The sequence below is a fragment of the Dyella telluris genome, assembly GCF_014297575.1.
GTDB classification, from domain to species: Bacteria; Pseudomonadota; Gammaproteobacteria; order Xanthomonadales; family Rhodanobacteraceae; genus Dyella; species Dyella telluris.
Window position 1 is genome coordinate 4,932,194 of record NZ_CP060412.1, and the last position, 15,880, is coordinate 4,948,073.

General features: G+C 66.8%; 17 protein-coding genes. 7 read left to right on the top strand and 10 right to left on the bottom strand.

Going from position 1 to position 15,880, the window contains the following annotated elements; genetic code table 11:
• Positions 1-4 precede the first annotated feature (4 nt).
• Positions 5-1,054, top strand: coding sequence for an NAD(P)-dependent alcohol dehydrogenase (locus H8F01_RS21415; RefSeq protein ID WP_187057018.1), 1,050 nt, complete (start codon positions 5-7; stop codon positions 1,052-1,054).
• Positions 1,055-1,110: 56 nt separating this feature from the next.
• Here H8F01_RS21415 and H8F01_RS21420 read toward each other — a convergent pair whose 3' ends face one another.
• Both H8F01_RS21420 and H8F01_RS21425 read right to left on the bottom strand, forming a co-directional pair.
• Positions 1,111-2,877, bottom strand: a complete 1,767-nt coding sequence (locus H8F01_RS21420; RefSeq protein WP_187059422.1) for a chloride channel protein — start codon at positions 2,875-2,877, stop codon at positions 1,111-1,113.
• A gap of 172 nt (positions 2,878-3,049) precedes the next feature.
• Positions 3,050-3,805, bottom strand: a complete 756-nt coding sequence (locus H8F01_RS21425) for a YdcF family protein (RefSeq protein ID WP_187057019.1) — start codon at positions 3,803-3,805, stop codon at positions 3,050-3,052.
• Positions 3,806-3,951: 146 nt separating this feature from the next.
• Between H8F01_RS21425 and H8F01_RS21430 the strand changes: the two genes are divergently transcribed.
• The 6 genes from H8F01_RS21430 (at position 3,952) to H8F01_RS21455 (ending at position 10,124) form a co-directional block, all read left to right on the top strand.
• Positions 3,952-5,379, top strand: a complete 1,428-nt coding sequence (locus tag H8F01_RS21430) for a phospholipase (RefSeq protein ID WP_187057020.1) — start codon at positions 3,952-3,954, stop codon at positions 5,377-5,379.
• Between the two features lie 127 nt (positions 5,380-5,506).
• On the top strand, positions 5,507-6,007 hold the full coding sequence (locus H8F01_RS21435) for a hypothetical protein (RefSeq protein ID WP_187057021.1): 501 nt from the start codon (positions 5,507-5,509) through the stop codon (positions 6,005-6,007).
• Between the two features lie 167 nt (positions 6,008-6,174).
• On the top strand, positions 6,175-6,729 hold the full coding sequence (locus tag H8F01_RS21440; protein WP_187057022.1) for an RNA polymerase sigma factor: 555 nt from the start codon (positions 6,175-6,177) through the stop codon (positions 6,727-6,729).
• Complete coding sequence (locus tag H8F01_RS21445; RefSeq protein ID WP_187057023.1) at positions 6,726-7,667, top strand: hypothetical protein; 942 nt, start codon at positions 6,726-6,728, stop codon at positions 7,665-7,667. Before H8F01_RS21440 ends, H8F01_RS21445 begins: the two co-directional genes overlap by 4 nt.
• Positions 7,660-8,256 carry an IMPACT family protein gene (locus H8F01_RS21450; protein ID WP_187057024.1) on the top strand — a complete coding sequence of 199 codons (597 nt, stop codon included), beginning with the start codon at positions 7,660-7,662 and terminating at the stop codon, positions 8,254-8,256. Before H8F01_RS21445 ends, H8F01_RS21450 begins: the two co-directional genes overlap by 8 nt.
• A gap of 95 nt (positions 8,257-8,351) precedes the next feature.
• The gene (locus tag H8F01_RS21455) at positions 8,352-10,124 is read left to right on the top strand and encodes an ABC transporter transmembrane domain-containing protein (protein WP_187057025.1); all 1,773 of its coding nucleotides are present in this window, start codon (positions 8,352-8,354) and stop codon (positions 10,122-10,124) included.
• A gap of 36 nt (positions 10,125-10,160) precedes the next feature.
• Here the strand turns inward: H8F01_RS21455 and H8F01_RS21460 are convergent, their stop codons facing one another.
• From H8F01_RS21460 to H8F01_RS21495, 8 genes are all read right to left on the bottom strand, one after another.
• Positions 10,161-10,895: a copper homeostasis protein CutC gene (locus tag H8F01_RS21460; RefSeq protein ID WP_187057026.1), complete on the bottom strand. Its 735-nt coding sequence runs from the start codon at positions 10,893-10,895 to the stop codon at positions 10,161-10,163.
• Entirely contained in the window at positions 10,895-11,926 is a 1,032-nt protein-coding gene (locus tag H8F01_RS21465; RefSeq protein WP_187057027.1) for a glycosylasparaginase, read from the bottom strand. The genes H8F01_RS21460 and H8F01_RS21465 overlap by 1 nt, the downstream gene beginning before the upstream one ends.
• A gap of 99 nt (positions 11,927-12,025) precedes the next feature.
• A complete protein-coding gene (locus H8F01_RS21470) occupies positions 12,026-12,232 on the bottom strand; it encodes a cold-shock protein (RefSeq protein WP_019465945.1) in 207 nt (68 codons plus the stop codon).
• 160 nt (positions 12,233-12,392) lie between these two features.
• Positions 12,393-13,136 (bottom strand): S-methyl-5'-thioinosine phosphorylase, encoded by a 744-nt coding sequence (locus H8F01_RS21475; RefSeq protein WP_187057028.1) that lies wholly within the window; start codon positions 13,134-13,136, stop codon positions 12,393-12,395.
• Positions 13,137-13,156: 20 nt separating this feature from the next.
• A complete protein-coding gene (locus H8F01_RS21480; protein ID WP_187057029.1) occupies positions 13,157-13,717 on the bottom strand; it encodes an NADPH-dependent FMN reductase in 561 nt (186 codons plus the stop codon).
• A gap of 43 nt (positions 13,718-13,760) precedes the next feature.
• Positions 13,761-14,309 carry a hypoxanthine-guanine phosphoribosyltransferase gene (locus tag H8F01_RS21485; protein WP_187057030.1) on the bottom strand — a complete coding sequence of 183 codons (549 nt, stop codon included), beginning with the start codon at positions 14,307-14,309 and terminating at the stop codon, positions 13,761-13,763.
• Entirely contained in the window at positions 14,306-15,328 is a 1,023-nt protein-coding gene (nagZ, locus tag H8F01_RS21490; protein WP_187057031.1) for a beta-N-acetylhexosaminidase, read from the bottom strand. The genes H8F01_RS21485 and nagZ overlap by 4 nt, the downstream gene beginning before the upstream one ends.
• Positions 15,328-15,849 carry a CYTH domain-containing protein gene (locus H8F01_RS21495; protein ID WP_187057032.1) on the bottom strand — a complete coding sequence of 174 codons (522 nt, stop codon included), beginning with the start codon at positions 15,847-15,849 and terminating at the stop codon, positions 15,328-15,330. Before H8F01_RS21495 ends, nagZ begins: the two co-directional genes overlap by 1 nt.
• Between the last annotated feature and the right edge of the window lie 31 nt (positions 15,850-15,880).

A 15,880-nucleotide genomic window follows, 5' to 3' on the forward strand; every position in this document is an offset into this window, starting at 1 on the left:
TCCCATGACGCTTCCTACCCGCAGCTATGCCGCACAGTCCGCCACCACGCCGCTGGCGCCGTTCCAGTTCGAACGCCGCGACCCGCGCTCCGACGATGTGGTGATCGACATCCTTTACTGCGGCGTCTGCCACTCGGACATCCACCAGGCGCGCAACGAATGGGGCGGCAGCGTGTTCCCCATGGTGCCGGGCCATGAAATCGTCGGCCGCGTCAGCGCCGTCGGCAAAGACGTCACCCAGTTCAAGGTCGGCGACACCGTCGGCGTCGGCTGCCTGGTCGATTCGTGCCAGCACTGCGCGTCCTGCAACGCCGGCCTGGAGCAGTACTGCGAAGAAGGCGGCACCTGGACTTACAACGCCAAGGACCGCCGGGACGGCACCGCCACCCAGGGCGGCTACTCCGAGCGCATCGTGGTGTCGGACAAGTTCGTGGTGTCCATTTCCGAAAAGCTGGACCTGAAGGCGGCCGCACCGCTGCTGTGCGCCGGCATCACCACCTGGTCGCCGCTGCGCCACTGGAACGTCGGCAAGGGCAGCAAGGTGGCCGTGATCGGTCTGGGCGGCCTGGGCCACATGGGCCTGAAGTTCGCCAAGGCGATGGGCGCGGACGTCACCCTGTTCACCCGCTCGCCGGGCAAGGAAGAAGAAGCACGCCGCCTCGGTGCCGACCACGTGGTGCTGTCCACCGATGAGAAGCAGATGGCCGCCGTGGCGCGCCAGTTTGAATTCATCCTGGACACGGTGCCGAACCCGCACGACCTCAATCCTTACCTCAACACGCTCGCCCTCAACGGCACGCTGTGCCTGGTAGGCCAGCTGCAGCCGCTCGATCCGCCGGTGCAGGCCGCCTCGGTGGTGCTGGGCCGCCGCTCCATCGCGGGTTCGGCCATCGGCGGCATCGCCGAGACGCAGGAAATGCTCGACTTCTGCGCTGAGCACAACATTGTCAGCGACATCGAAGTGATCAACATGCAGGACATCAACGCGGCCTACGAGCGCGTCGTCAAGAGCGACGTGCGCTACCGCTTCGTGATCGACATGGCGTCGCTGTAAGCCACCAAAGAAAACGGGCGGCCCATGGCCGCCCGCGTTTTTCTCAGAACCGGCCCTTACACGGCCGGTTTTGTTTTGGCCCCAAGATGCCGGCTGGTCTCATGCGCTTCGCGCAGTCGACGCGCATGCGCCTTCAGCAGGTCCCCGCGCGTGATGATGCCCACCATGCGGCGACCATCTTTTCCGACCACCACCAGACGCCCCACGTCCGCCTCGACCATATGATCAGCGGCCTCGCGCAGCGTGTGGTCTTCCCGCACCACGATGGGCGGACGGGCCAGCAACGACTGCACCGTAGCCTCGGCCGGCGTGCTCGCACGCAACAGGTCCCGGCGCGTCACCACGCCGAGCAGATGGCCTTCGCCATCGAGCACCGGGAAACCCTGGTGCTTGGCCGGCGCCGTATCCGTGGCCAGCCATGCCTGCACCTCGCCTACGGTTTCGGCAGCACGCAGGCTGACCACCTCACGGCTGCAAGCGTCACCCACGGCAATGCGCTCAAGCCAGTCGGCCGCGTATTCGGCCGGCACGCGGACACCGCGACGGGCGATCTTCTCGGTCATGATGGTGTTGCGCATCATCAATCCCGAAACCAGGTAAGCCGCGGCGCAAGCACCCAGCAGCGGCAGCAGGCCATGCGGCTGTTGCGTGGTTTCAAAGGCAAACACCACCGAGGTGAGGAAGGCGCGCGAGGCACCGGCGAAAATCGCCGCCATGCACACCAGCGCAGCCACGCGCGGATCCACCTGCAACCACGGCAGCCAGCTCACGCAGAGCAGGCCAAGCACGCCACCCAGGGCGCTGCCGATGGTGAACAGCGGCGCCAACGTACCGCCCGAGGTACCGCTGCCCAATGCCACCGACCACGACAACAGCTTCATCAGGCACAACGCCAACATGCCGGTGAAGCCGATCTGGCCGGCAATGAGCGCACCGATATTGTTGTAGCCCACGCCCAGCGTGGCCGGCATGAAGTAGCCCACCACACCCACCACGACACCGCCGATGGCGGGCCACCACATCCAGTGGATGGGCAATTTTTCGAAACCGTCTTCAATGGCGTAGGTGAGCTTGGTGATGCCCACGCTGGCCACGCCAGTGATGATGCCCATGACGATGTACGCCACCACGGCACTGAGCGCGGGCGTGGCGACGGCGGGCATCGCGAACATCGGTTCGTTGCCTTCGAGCATGTAGCGCACGGCCGTACCCATGACGGCGGCCAGCGCAACGGGGATCAGCGAACGCGCACGGCGTTCGAACAACAGCAGTTCGATGGCCAGCAGCACGGACGAAATAGGCGCGGAGAACACCGCCGCCATACCGGCTGCAGCGCCAGCGGCAAGGAGTGTCTTGCGCTCATCCGCCGTCACGTGCAGCAGCTGCCCCACCAGCGAACCCAACGCGCCGCCGGTCGCGATGATCGGGCCTTCCGCACCGAACGGGCCGCCGGTACCGATGGCAATGGCCGACGACACCGGCTTCAGCCAGGTGATGCGCGGCGGGATCTTGCTTTCGTTGAGCAGCACCTGCTCCATTGCCTCGGGAATACCGTGGCCGCGGATGGCGCGCGAACCCCAGCGCGCCATGACGCCGACAACAAGGCCACCGATCACCGGCACCACGATGACCCACAAGCCCAGGTGATTGCCGGCGGGGCTGCTGAACTCCGTGCTGATGCGGCCGTAGAAAGCCAGGTTAGTCACCAGGCCGATCAACCCCGTCAGCAGGCGCGCCACCAGAGCCACCACCGAGCCCAGCACCATCGCCAGGAAACAGATCCACAGCACCCGGCGCCCCAGCGGCCGGAAACGGCGCGGCATATGGGCATCGGTAAGCGTCGGATCCAGCGAGGGGGCAAGCGGAAGCGCCGCACGTGAGTGCGGATCGGCAGGAAGATCGGGGTGCATCGGGAGAGCCCGTGGAAGTGAACTTGAAAAGGTTACGCGGATACGGGCTCAGTAGCTGGCTGGAAAATGAACGTAAGTTCTTGCGTCACTGGCCCAGCGGCGGCGCCTTGGGTGCGTTCCAGCCCAGCAGGTTGTAGACGTCGTAGCGCAGGATGCCCAGGTACTCGTGCAGCGTGGCGTCCATCACGAAGTAATTCCACGAATCCGGCGCGATTTCGCGACGCGTGTTGATCCAGTCGCCGGCCACCGGCTGCGGCACGATGCCGAAGTGCGCGAAGTACAACAGCGAACGGCGCAGGTGGATGCCCGAGGTGACCAGCACGACGTGCTGGGGCGCATACGACGCCAGAATCGGACGGGTGAATTGCGCGTTCTGCCACGTGCTCATGCTGCGCGATTCCAGCGTGATGTCCGCCTCGGGAATGCCGAGCGCACGCAGGGCCCGGCCGTAGACCACGGCCTCCGGCTCGCCGTGATCCTGCGAGTCGCCACCACTGGCCACCAGATGGCATTCCTTGTTCGCCGCCTTGCAGGCGCTGTACAGCTGGGCCGCCTTCAACAGTCGCCCATCAACGAAGAACGAGGGCTGCAACGGCTGATCGCCTGCAACAGCGGTGCCCGCGCCGAGCACCACGATGGCGTTGCGCGGCGCCCAGGCAATGGCGGGCTCCACGTCATACGGGCCCTGCAGGCTTCGCGTGAGCAGACGCGGCAGCGCACCGCAGCCGATGCCGAAGAACAGCAGCACGCTCAGCGCCAGCACCGCGCGTGCCGCCTTTCGCCAGCGCCGGCGATGCAGCAACGCAGCCAACAACAGCAGCACAAGCAAGACGGTGAGCATGTGGATTCCCCACTCCATGGAAAGGCATGGCATCTTAGGGCCTTACAGCATAACGAGGCGATAGCTCACAACCTCGTTCTGTAACAACCGATGGACACGCCGTCGATCCGACGAGCGAACGGCGGAACAGCCCAGGGAACCGGTTCATGGCCACACTCGTTTTCGTGCACGGCTGGAGCGTGACCAACACCTCCACCTATGGCGCCCTGCCCGCGCAACTGCAGGCACAGGCCGCCGCGGCCGGCATCACACTGACCGTGGCCGACATCTGGCTTTCCGAGTACGTGAGTTTCGACGACGCCGTGACCATGGCCGACGTCGTACGCGCCTTCGACCGCGCCTTGCGCGACCTGCACCTGCGGGATGCCCGTTTCGCCTGCATCACCCACTCCACCGGTGGACCGGTGGTGCGCGAGTGGCTGCGCGCGCAGCGCGAACTCCCGGGCGCCTTCAGCACCATCCGGCTCACTCACCTGATGATGCTGGCACCCGCCAATTTCGGCTCCGCCCTCGCCCAGCTGGGCAAGGGCGTACTCGGACGCCTCAAGGCATGGGCTGGGGGCGTGGAGCCAGGGCAGCGCATCCTGGACTGGCTGGAACTGGGCAGCAGCGAGTCGCTGGCGCTCAACCTCGACCATATCCACGGCAGCGATCCGGCGGAGCGCGAGCAGTTCCTGTTCGTGCTCACCGGCGACCGCCCGGACCGTTCGCTTTACGACCACATCAACAGCTACACCGGCGAGGACGGCTCGGACGGCGTGGTGCGCATGGCCGCAGCCAACCTCAATGCGCGTCATGCCGTGCTCGCCCGCGAAAGTGGCGGCGACGGCACGCTCGCGCTCAACGTCACGCAGGCCCCGCGCACGGCATTCAAGCTGATTCCCGGCGCGTCGCATTCCGGTACCGAGCAGGGCGTGATGGCCGCCGCACCACAGGCCACGGTCGATGCCTTGCTGCGCTGCATGCAGGTGCGCGACGGCAAGGGCTACCGACAACTGTGCGATGCCTTCGATCAGGAGAACGCACTGCGCGATGCGGACCGCGTCGAACTGGAAACCGTCGGACCGTTTCCGGCACGCACGCATATCCATGATCCGCGCAGCATGCTGGTGATCCGTCTCGCCGATGAAGGCGGCGAACCGCTGGTCGGCGCGCGCCTGTTGTTCCAGGCCGGATCGCCACCGAACCCCGACTGGATGCCGCAGGGTTTCATGCTCGACCGCCAGGCCAACAGCCGTCAGGGACATGTCGTCACTTTCTTTTTCAACCATGCGCTGCTCGCCGGCGCACCGCGCGTCGTGCATCCACTGACCCGGCGCGTGCTGCGTGCCGCGACGGAAGACCATCGCCCGTACAGTGCCACCATCGAACCGCGCGACCTGAAAGGTCTGGTGCATCACGCCATCGCCACCACGGCCAGCAGGGACGACCTGTTCCAGATCGTCGCACCCCACCAGACCACCGTGCTCGACGTGGTACTGCCCCGCCAGGTGCATGAAGGCGTGTTCCGCCTCACCCAGAAGCTCGCGCCGGAAGACTTCAGCCAGCCCATGGCCGGGCCGGTCATTCCGTGAGGGATCTGCCATCTGGCGTAGCTGACACCCCGGGCCGTCCGTGACATAGTCGCAAATACTTGCGCCCGCAAAGGAAGTCGGGCGCCGCCGGCCATCTGGCCGGCCCACCAACGACAGGGAGAGCCCCATGATGAAGCTGGTCTTGCTGGCCGTACTCGCCGGCCTGGCGTTCTGGCATTTCGACGTCAGCCGCCGCATGGACGACAACCAGATCCGCGCTGCCTACGAGGCCGATGCCGAAGCCATGCGACGGTTCGACGCCGACGCCCTGTGCGAGCGCATGACGGACGACTTCTCCGCCGAACAGGTCACCCGACAGGGCGACGAAAGCACACAACAGCACTTCGACAAACCGGGGTTGTGCGGGCACCTGCGGCAATCGGTGGACATGATGCAGCGACTCAGCGCGGCCACCGGTGGGCGCTATGCGCTGGAGATCGCCCAGGAAGTGAACGACATCGAGCTGTCGGCCGACCACAAGCAGGCCACCGTGCAGACCGTGTCCACCGTGCGGCTGGGCGGCATGACCCTGGCGCGTGACCGCACCACCGAGCACCTGATCCGGCGCCATGGGCGCATCCTGAGCACGGGTGGCGAGTCGCGGGTATGGGCGTACTCCCCGCAGTGACTTGTCGTGAGGCCAGAGCCCAACCCCACTCACCGCCGCGACGCGTTACACCATCATGCACCTGCCGATGAACCCACGACGCCATGCCTACGCCTTCGCGGTCCGCTTCCGCCCCGACGCGCGCTGATGCTTACCGCCGGGGCCGCTTTGGCTTAACCTCGCCGCCCATGGACGCCGCAGTGGACGACGACGCAACGTTGATGCTTGCCTATGCACGAGGCGAACTGGCGGCGTTCGACACCTTGTATGCACGCCACCGTGGCGCGCTGTACCGGTTCCTGTTGCGCGCCGCCCGCGACCCGCAACTGGCGGAGGAGTTGTTCCAGGACACCTGGAGCCGCGTGATTGCCTCACGCACGCGCTACGCGCCGCAGGCGAAATTCACTACGTGGCTACTGCAGATCGCGCATAACCTGCTGATTGACCATTACCGCCGCAAGCGCCCCGTCGCCACCGGCGAAGAGGCCGAACGCGTATTCGAGCAGGCGGCGGCGCAGGAGCACGAACAGCCCGAGCACGTGCTGTCGGAATTCGAGCGCCGGCGCCGCTTGCAGGTGGCCATCGAACAACTGCCCGATGAGCAGCGCACCGCGGTACTGCTGCGACTGGAAAACGACCTGAGCGTGGAGGAAATCGCCGAAGTCACCGGCGTGGGGCGCGAAACCGCCAAATCCCGACTGCGCTATGCCATGAACCGTCTGCGCGAACAGTTGGCCGAATGAATACGCACGACCACGACAACGACGCACTGCCGGGCGACGACGAGCTGAAGTCGCTCTATCGCAGCCTGCCGCGCAAGGAGCCCTCGCCCGAACTCGATCGTGCGGTGAAGCTCGCCGCCACGGACGCCGTGCGCGCCACGCGCCGACGCGTTTCCCGCTGGCCCGTCGCCGTGGCCAGCGCCGCCATGGTCGTAGTGGCCGCAGGGCTGGGCTGGCGCATGCTGCAGCAACCTTCGAGCGTGCCGCAGATGACCACGGCCAGCAGCGTGCCCGCGTATGCGCCGGCACCAACAGCAGCCGTTCTGCCCGCGCCGGCAGCGCCCGTGGCGCCAGCCTCGCAGCCTCTGGCTAGCACCAACGAACCCGCCGCGCCGCTGGCAGGCAGGCCGGCCCAGCACGTGACACCTACCCTGCAGGCCCGGCAGGACAACATCCGCTCCGCCATGAAGGCCAGGGTGATGGCGCCTGCGCCTCCTCCACCTCCGCCGCCTGTCGAAGCGTCGGCACCGGCGCTGCCTGCACCTGAGGAAAACATCGTCGCGGCACCACCTCCGGCACCAGCCCCTTCGGCACCACCGGCACCGCCAGTGTTGCTTGAAGCCGCCCCTGCGCCCATGGCAACGTCGTCTTACGCGAGCACCGCCGATTCGATCGCCGCTGCACCCGTGGCGGGCATGCCCGCGCGAACGACCGTGCAAGCGACCACCCTGAGGGCCATGGCGCCTGCCGCCCGCATGCAGCCGGCGCCCATGCCCTCACTGGACGCCACAGCGGCGAATCCGACGGATACGCCCGCACAGGAGTTCGCCAAGATTCGTCAGCTCTTTGCCTGGCATCGCCATGACGAGGCCGTGCAACGCCTGACAATCTTCCAGAAGGCTCATCCGGACATCCCCTTGCCCGACGACCTGCGAGCACAGCTGCCCGATCATGAGTGACACGCTGCACACCCTCGCCGGCGCCTGCCAGCACAGCGAGGACATCAAGAAAAGCCGCTTCCTCGCCCAGGCCGCTCCCGTGCAGACGCCCGAACAGGCGCTGGCCTTCGTGCGCGAGGTCGGCGACCCGGCGGCCACGCACAACTGCTGGGCTTATCGCATCGGGCAGGACTACCGCTTCAATGACGACGGCGAACCCGGCGGCACCGCAGGGCGTCCGATCCTGCAGGCCATCGAGGGCCAGGGCATCGACCGGGCCGTGGTCGTGGTGACACGCTGGTACGGCGGCATCAAGCTCGGCGCCGGCGGACTGGTACGCGCCTATGGCGGCACGGCCGCCGAGTGCCTGCGCCGTGCCGAGCGGACGCCCATCGTGGCCATGGCCCATCTGGGCATGCGCTGCGACTTCGCCGAATTGGCCCTGTTGAAAGCGCGGCTCCGCGAACTGGATGCTGACATCGTGCGCGAAGACTTCGGCGCCGACGGCGTGGAACTGGAGGTCCAGCTGCCCGCCAGCCGTACCGCCGAGGCCCAGGCACGCGTCATCGACATCAGCCGTGGGCGGCATGCCGCGCGGCGACTGGATTGAATCGCCGGCAATCCGCCCCACGTTGAGTGGGTTGTTCCATCGCGGCGTGCATGCTGCCCCGTGACGGCCCGGCCCTCCCTTGACCGCGAGACTTCATGAGCGACACCACCGGCACGCCCCCTCGCACGTCCCGCCGCATCGGCGCCCTCAGCCGGTTGTGGCCGTTCATCAAGCCGCATCGCAAACTCGCGGTCGGCTGGCTGGTGTTCCTGGCCATTTCCTCCAGCGCCACGCTGGCGCTGCCGCCAGCGATGCGACACATCATCGACCAGGGTTTCCTGCGCTCGAACAGCGCGGCGATCAATGCCACCTTCATGGGGCTGTTCACGGTGGCGCTGGTGTTGGCCTTCGCCACGGCTGCCCGCTATTACTGCATCGCGCTGCTGGGCGAACGTGCGCTGGCGTCGCTGCGCTCGAAGCTCTATGCGCATGTGATCCGGCTGGATGTCGGCTTCTTCGAGCGCAACCGGGTGGGCGAACTCATCTCCCGTCTCGGCACCGACACCGAAGTGATCCAGGCCCTGCTGGGCTCGGGCATCTCCGTGGCCCTGCGCAGCGCCGTCATGCTGCTGGGCGCCACCACCATGATGGTGTGGACCAGCCCGCGACTGGCCGGGCTGACGGCCCTGGTGATTCCCGCAGTGATGCTGCCGATCCTGCTGTTCGGTCGTCGCGTGCAGAAGCTGTCGCGCGCCAGCCAGGATAGGATCGCCGACACCGCCGCCATCGCCAACGAAACACTCAACGCCGCGCCGGCCGTGAAGGCCTATGCGCGCGAGGACATCGAAAGCACCCGCTACGCCCACGCCATCACGCGCGCGCTCGCCACCGCGCGGCAACGCATCGGCATGCGCTCGATACTCACCGCCACGGTGATCGTGCTGTTCTTCGGCGCCATCACGCTGGTGCTGTGGGCGGGCGCGCATGACGTGCTGGCCGGCACGCTCAACGCGGGCGTACTCACTCAGTTCGTGCTGTACGCGATCTTCGCCGCCGGCTCACTGGCCGGCCTGTCGGAAGTCTGGGGCGACGTCCTGCGCGCCGCCGGTGCCATGGAACGCATCAGCGAGCTGTTCGGCGAACGCGCCGAGATCACCAGCCCGGAACACCCCACCCCGTTGCCGCGACCGGTGCAGGGCGAACTGCGCTTCGACAACGTCGGCTTCCACTATCCCTCGCGCCCGGACACGCCCGCGCTGTATGACTTCGACCTGACCATCCGCCCCGGCGAAACCGTGGCGCTGGTCGGCCCCTCCGGCGCCGGCAAGAGCACGGTACTCACGCTGCTGCTGCGCTTCTACGATCCGCAGTCCGGCCGCATCACGCTCGATGGCGTGGACCTGCGTGCGCTCACCCTGCCCGACCTGCGCGGCGCGATTGCGCTGGTGCCGCAGGAAACGGTGATCTTCGGCGGCACGGCCGCGGACAATATCCGCTTCGGCCGCGAGGATGCCGGAGACGATGAAGTGCGCGAGGCGGCACGCGCTGCCGAAGCGAATGACTTCATCAGCGCCATGAGCAAGGGCTACGACGAGGAACTGGGCGAGCGCGGCGTGCGCCTTTCCGGCGGCCAGCGCCAACGCATCTCGATTGCCCGCGCCATCCTGCGCGATGCACCGCTGCTGCTGCTCGACGAGGCCACCTCGGCGCTCGATGCACAATCGGAGGCGGCCATCCAGCAGGCACTGGAACGACTGGAAAAGGGACGCACCACCCTGGTCATCGCCCATCGCCTGGCCACCGTGCAACGTGCGGACCGCATCGTGGTGATGGACGGCGGCCGCATCGTTGCCCAGGGCACGCACCAGAGCCTGCTGGCCGAAGGCGGCCTCTATGCGGAGCTGGCGAGGCTGCAGTTCACCGCCTGAGCAGCGCAGCCCCGCATGGCCTGCGCCGCTGGCGGCTCAGGCCATCGATGACAGCGCCTGGGCCAGCGCACGCACCTCGTGCTCATCGCTGCGGATTTCGCCGCCGGCCATGTCGCCCAGCAAAGGGTTCGTCCATGCCATGTGGGAGGCAAGACTGACCTTGGCCGACGCATGGAATTCGGTCGCCTGCGTTGCTACTGCCAGCGCCGCCAGGTTGGTCGAATGGACGCCGGCACCGGGCATCACCACGATGCGACCTGCCGCCTGGACAACCAGGCGACGGATCATTTCCGCGCCGGACACGGCCGACGCTGCGCCACCCGAGGTCAGCACGCGCTCGGCACCCAGCGCCACCACATCGTCCAGCGCCTGCGGCAGATCCCGCGCCATGTCGAACGCACGATGGAAGGTGACGCCCATGCCGCCCGCCGTGGACAACAAGGGACGGCAGCGCGCCACGTCGACCCGCCCTTCTGCATCGAGCACGCCGAACACCACGCCGTCGCAGCCCAGTGAAAGGCAGGTTTCGATGTCCCGCTGCATGGTTTCCAGCTCGTCGTCGCCATAGAGGAAGTCGCCGGCGCGCGGACGGATCAGCACGTAGAGCGGAATGCTCAGCCGCTCGCGGACCTGCGCGATCTGTGCCGCGGAGGGCGTGAGCCCGCCCAGCTCAAGGCCGGTGCACAGCTCGATGCGATCGGCCCCGCCCGCCTGGGCGGCGAGCGCGGAGGCCAGCGAATTGGACGCGACCTCCAGCAGGCGACGGGACATCAGTAGACGCTCCGGGACGGCAGCAGGCCATCCTGCTTCTTCGCATCGCACACGGCGTACGAAAAGCCCGGCTGGATGGCGAAAGCACCCACCTCACCCGCGCGATTCATGGCGAGAAAGCCCACCTGCAGATCCTTGGACGCCGCAGGACGACGCTTGACGATGCGCATCACCGCTTCCTGGCAGGCCTCCTGCGGCGAACGCCCCTGGCGCATCAGCTCCACCACCAGGAAGCTGCCGACGTTTCGGATCACTTCCTCGCCCACGCCCGTGGAGGTGGCGCCACCGACATCGCCATCCACGTACAGGCCTGCGCCGATGATCGGACTGTCGCCCACGCGACCGCGCAACTTCCAGGCCATGCCGCTGGTGGTGCACGCGCCGGCAAGACGTCCATTGGCATCGATGGCGAGCATGCCGATGGTGTCGTGATTGTCCTTGCCACCCGGCATGCCGGTCTTGCCGTAATCCTTTACTTCGCTGTTCGCCGTGGGCTGGTAGTGCGCGGTTTTCAGCCACTCCTTCCAGGCCGCTTCGGATTCGGGCGTGAGCAGCTCTTCCTTCTTGAAGCCCTGCTCCAGCGCGAACTGCAGCGCGCCATCACCGACCAGCAGCACGTGCGGCGTGCGCTCCATCACCCGGCGTGCCACCTGGATCGGGTGCGCGATGTGCTCCAGCGCGGCCACCGCGCCGCAGCTGCCGTCCGCATCCATGATGCTGGCATCCAGCGACACATGGCCGTCGCGATCGGGATAGCCCGCGCGGCCCACGCTGTGATTCTTCAGATCCGCTTCGGGGATCATCACGCCCGCTTCCACCGCGTCCAGCGAGCGACCGCCCTTGGAAAGCACGCCCCAGGCCGCCTGGTTGGCGGCCACGCCAAAGTCCCAGGTGGATATCACGCGCGGCATCACACCACTCTTGCCTGCGCCCGTGCCCGCGGGACCGGCCAGTGCATGCGCGCCACCGGCCAGCGTCACCGCCGACGCACCCAGCAGGGACGCTTTCAGAAATTCTCTACGATCAGCCATCGTGCCTCTCCCAACCCCGAAAAAAAAGAAGCCCCGCGCTTTGCGGCGCGGGGCTTCCTCATTACATCGATGACCGGCGCATGCGCCGGTTCGCCGAAATCAACCAGCGATCTCGACGCCCGAAGCCTGGGCGCCCTTCGGACCCGTGGTGACTTCGAACTTCACGCGCTGACCTTCCTGAAGGCTGCGAAAGCCCTTGGCGTTGATCGCCGAAAAGTGGACGAACACGTCCTCCCCACCGTCCTCGGGCGCGATGAAGCCGAAACCCTTGGCATCGTTGAACCACTTGACCGTACCGAAACGCATTGCGTGAACCTCTGAATCATGGACTGGATGCACCACGGATAGCGCTGAACCACCTTGACCCCTTGGTCCGCCGCCCCTGGCACAACGGAAGTATCAACATGTTTTATGGCAAAGCGCAATACGAAGGATGTCCCGGTCCCTCCAAAACCCTACCGACTGCTCAACCTTTGAGCAAAACGCCGAGGATGCGGGGCACTTCGGCGGTGGCCGCGGCAAGATGGGCGAAGATCTCCTCGATGCTGATTTCTGCCTCGTCGCCGCAGCCGGCCGCGAAGTTCGCCACCAGCGCAAGGCAGGCGTAATCAAGATCCAGTTCCCGGGCAAGCACGGCCTCGGGCATGCCGGTCATGCCGACCAGGTCGCAACCATCGCGCTTCATCCGTGCGATCTCCGCGCGGGTCTCCAGGCGCGGCCCCTGGGTGGCGCCATAGCAACCGCCATCGATCACGGCGATGCCTGCCCTGTCGGCGGCATCGATCAGCTCGCGACGAAGCGACTCGGTGTAAGGCTCGCTGAAATCGATGTGGCGCACTTCGGCACCCTCGACATCGCAGAAGCTCGTGTAGCGACCATGCGTGTAATCGATCACCTGATCGGGGATCACGATGACCCGCGGCCCCATGTCCGAGCGGATGCCGCCCACGGCATTGACGCCCACCACCTTGCGCGCACCCAGCGAGTGCAGCGCCCACAGGTTGGCGCGGTAGTTCACGCGGTGCGGCGGCACGGTATGGCTTTCGCCATGACGGGCCAGGAAGGCCACCGTGCGACCGGCGAAGTCACCCGTCACCACGTCGCCCGACGCCTCGCCGAACGGCGTGTCGATGCGATGGCGCGATGTGTTCTCCAGGCCCGGGAAGTTGTACAAGCCGCTGCCGCCGATGACAGCCAGATCGATAGCCACGTTGTGTTCCTTTCTGTAGTTCAGATTGCCTGGGACGCAGCCGCCAGCCGCTCAGCGAAGCCCTGCAGGTGGCGACCCAGCGCCTCCCGCGTCCGCTCGTCGACCAACCGCCCGTCGATGATCTTGGTATGCGCCTGGAACACCAGTACATCGCCCTGCGGCTCGGTGCGCGCACCGGCCCGGCGCAGCACCAGGCGCAGCGCGTCTTGCGCTCGCACGGTGCCGGTGGGGCCGGGGCTGGCGCCGACGATGCAGATCGTCTTGCCCTTCAGTGCCGCCACTTCGCGCGAGGTGCCCGCGCGCGAGGCCCAGTCGATGGCATTCTTCAATACGCCGGTGATGCCGCCGTTGTATTCGGGGCAGGCAAACAACAGGCCGTCCGCCTGTTCGATGGCCGCCTTCAGTTGCTCGACCGGCGCGGGATCACCTTGCTCTTCCACGTCCTGGTTGAACAACGGCAGGTCGTGCAGGCGATGGATGGTGATGTTCATCCCGGCCGGCGCCAGCTCCTGCGCCGCGTGCAGCAGCGCCGTATTGAACGAGGCCTGCCGCAGGCTGCCGGAAATACCCAAGATGTTCATGTACTGCCCCTTGGCGTGCCCGCGTGACCGGGCCACGCACGTTTCACTTCAGTGCGTAGATGCCCGGCAGGTTGCGACCCTGCTCGTGGTAGTCCATGCCGAACCCGAACACGTAGCGATCCGGCAGTTCCACGCCGTTGAAGTCGGCGGTGATGCCCTCCACCAGTCGATCGTGCTGCTTGGTGCACAGGCTGGCCACCAGCACGCGGCGCGCGCCGCGGCGCATGCACTCATCGCGCACGGCCTTCAGGGTGTGGCCTTCGTCCAGGATGTCGTCCACCAGCAGCACGGTGCGGCCGGCGAGATCCGCCACCGGTTCACGCAACCAGTGCAGCTCGCTGCCCGAGGTGGCGCCGCGGTAACGCGTGGCGTGGACGTAATCGAATTCCACGTCGGTGCGGATGGCCAGCGCCAGGTGGCCCGCAAAGATCAGCGCGCCGTTCATCACGGTGAGGAACACGGCGCGCTCGCCATCCAGTGCCGCGTCGATGGCGCGCCCCATGTCGGCGATCACCGATTCCAGCGACGCGCGGTCGAACAACAGGTCGGCCTCGGCGAGTGCAGCGGCGAGCGAGGGAGAAGACGAGGTCATGCCGATGGTTTTCCTTCCACGGCGTGCAACGCCGCGATGCGCGCGATGAAACGCTCGCGCTGTGGGTTGTCGTTGAGGCTGTCCCAGGTGGACGCCACGGCGCCGCGCAGTGCGGCGATGCGTTCAGGGGACGTGGCAGCCCGGTCCTGCACGGCGGCAATCGCCTCGTCCACCACGTCGGGGAAGCAGGCGAGCACGAGATCGCAGCCGGCATCGAGGTGTGCGTGCACGCGACCGGTCACGCCACCGGCAGCACCCGCGGCAGCCATGCTGATGTCGTCGCTGATCACCGCGCCGCCAAAGCCCAGCTCGCTGCGCAGGATGTCCTTGATCCAGCGCGACGAGAAACCTGCCGGCTGAGGATCAACCTCCGGATAGATCACATGCGCCACCATCATGGCTTCCGCATGCGCGGCCATGCCTTCGACGAAGGGCACCAGGTCTTCGCGGCGGATCACGTCCAGCGGACGCGGATCGATGGCCGTGGCCTTGTGGGTGTCCGCCGCCACGGAGCCATGACCCGGAAAATGCTTGAGCACGGCAGCCATGCCGCCCAGGTGCATGCCGCGTACGTAGGCCTGCGACAGCTCGGCAGCCACCGCGGGATCGGCATGGAATGCGCGCAGGCCAATGGCGGCGTTGCCACGGGCAAGATCCACCACCGGGGCGAAACTGAAATCCACGCCGCTGGCGCGCAGCTCGCTGGACATGATCCAGGCATGCTCCTCCGCAAGGCGGATGGCATCTTCCGGATCGCGGTCGTAAACGGAACCGATGGCCGACAGTGGCGGCAGGCGGGTAAAGCCGTCACGGAAACGCTGGACAGGCCCGCCCTCCTGGTCCACGGCGATGAGCATGTCATCGCCACCGACCTCACGGATGTCGTCCACCAGCTTCATCAACTGCCCGGGCGAGCTGTAGTTGCGCGCGAACAGCACCACGCCAGACACGCCGGGCGCCTGGAGCCAGGGATGCTCCGACGCTGCCAGGGCGGTGCCAGCCAGGCCGATCATCAACATTAGGCGTTTTCCCCTGCGGCTTCACGCTCGTCCCGCGTCCAGTGCGCATACGGATGGGCGATCAGGTTGACGTTGTAATAGCGCGGCAGGTGGCTCACTTCGCGACCCAGCCAGTCCGGACGGGGAAAGTGCGCGTCAACCGTCGGCAGCTCAACTTCGGCCACGACGAGACCGGCGTTTTCGCCGAAGAACTCGTCGACCTCGAACAGCACGCCTTCGACCACCACGTGGTGGCGGATCTTCTCCACCACGCCATCGCACAGGTCGGCAAGCATTTGCTCTGCGTCGCTGACCGGCACCGGATACTCGAATTCGGCGCGCTCAATGCCGAGCTGCGCGGACTTGATGTTGAGCCACGCCCGCTCGCCCGTGCGACGCACGCGCACCGAGGCGCGCGCCGTGCCATCGTGCAGCGCCTGCGCGCTGACCAGATAGCCCTGGGCAATGCGCTCGCTTTCACTGACGGCATCGCGCCAGCCATTGCCGCTCAGGAGGAATTTGCGCTCGATCTCGATGCCCATGCTTCAACCGATGATTGGGGGAAAGTGTGAC

Excerpts from the sequence above, each read along its gene's own strand:
- H8F01_RS21455 (WP_187057025.1), top strand. The coding sequence starts at position 8,352 with ATGAGCGACACCACCGGCACGCCCCCTCGCACGTCCCGCCGCATCGGC.
- nagZ (WP_187057031.1), bottom strand. The coding sequence starts at position 15,328 with ATGTTGATGATCGGCCTGGCTGGCACCGCCCTGGCAGCGTCGGAGCAT.
- H8F01_RS21420 (WP_187059422.1), bottom strand. The coding sequence starts at position 2,877 with ATGCCGCGCCGTTTCCGGCCGCTGGGGCGCCGGGTGCTGTGGATCTGT.
- H8F01_RS21415 (WP_187057018.1), top strand. The coding sequence starts at position 5 with ATGACGCTTCCTACCCGCAGCTATGCCGCACAGTCCGCCACCACGCCG.
- H8F01_RS21445 (WP_187057023.1), top strand. The coding sequence starts at position 6,726 with ATGAATACGCACGACCACGACAACGACGCACTGCCGGGCGACGACGAG.
- H8F01_RS21430 (WP_187057020.1), top strand. The coding sequence starts at position 3,952 with ATGGCCACACTCGTTTTCGTGCACGGCTGGAGCGTGACCAACACCTCC.
- H8F01_RS21480 (WP_187057029.1), bottom strand. The coding sequence starts at position 13,717 with ATGAACATCTTGGGTATTTCCGGCAGCCTGCGGCAGGCCTCGTTCAAT.
- H8F01_RS21435 (WP_187057021.1), top strand. The coding sequence starts at position 5,507 with ATGATGAAGCTGGTCTTGCTGGCCGTACTCGCCGGCCTGGCGTTCTGG.
- H8F01_RS21495 (WP_187057032.1), bottom strand. The coding sequence starts at position 15,849 with ATGGGCATCGAGATCGAGCGCAAATTCCTCCTGAGCGGCAATGGCTGG.
- H8F01_RS21470 (WP_019465945.1), bottom strand. The coding sequence starts at position 12,232 with ATGCGTTTCGGTACGGTCAAGTGGTTCAACGATGCCAAGGGTTTCGGC.
- H8F01_RS21425 (WP_187057019.1), bottom strand. The coding sequence starts at position 3,805 with ATGCTCACCGTCTTGCTTGTGCTGCTGTTGTTGGCTGCGTTGCTGCAT.
- H8F01_RS21440 (WP_187057022.1), top strand. The coding sequence starts at position 6,175 with ATGGACGCCGCAGTGGACGACGACGCAACGTTGATGCTTGCCTATGCA.
- H8F01_RS21465 (WP_187057027.1), bottom strand. The coding sequence starts at position 11,926 with ATGGCTGATCGTAGAGAATTTCTGAAAGCGTCCCTGCTGGGTGCGTCG.
- H8F01_RS21450 (WP_187057024.1), top strand. The coding sequence starts at position 7,660 with ATGAGTGACACGCTGCACACCCTCGCCGGCGCCTGCCAGCACAGCGAG.
- H8F01_RS21460 (WP_187057026.1), bottom strand. The coding sequence starts at position 10,895 with ATGTCCCGTCGCCTGCTGGAGGTCGCGTCCAATTCGCTGGCCTCCGCG.
- H8F01_RS21485 (WP_187057030.1), bottom strand. The coding sequence starts at position 14,309 with ATGACCTCGTCTTCTCCCTCGCTCGCCGCTGCACTCGCCGAGGCCGAC.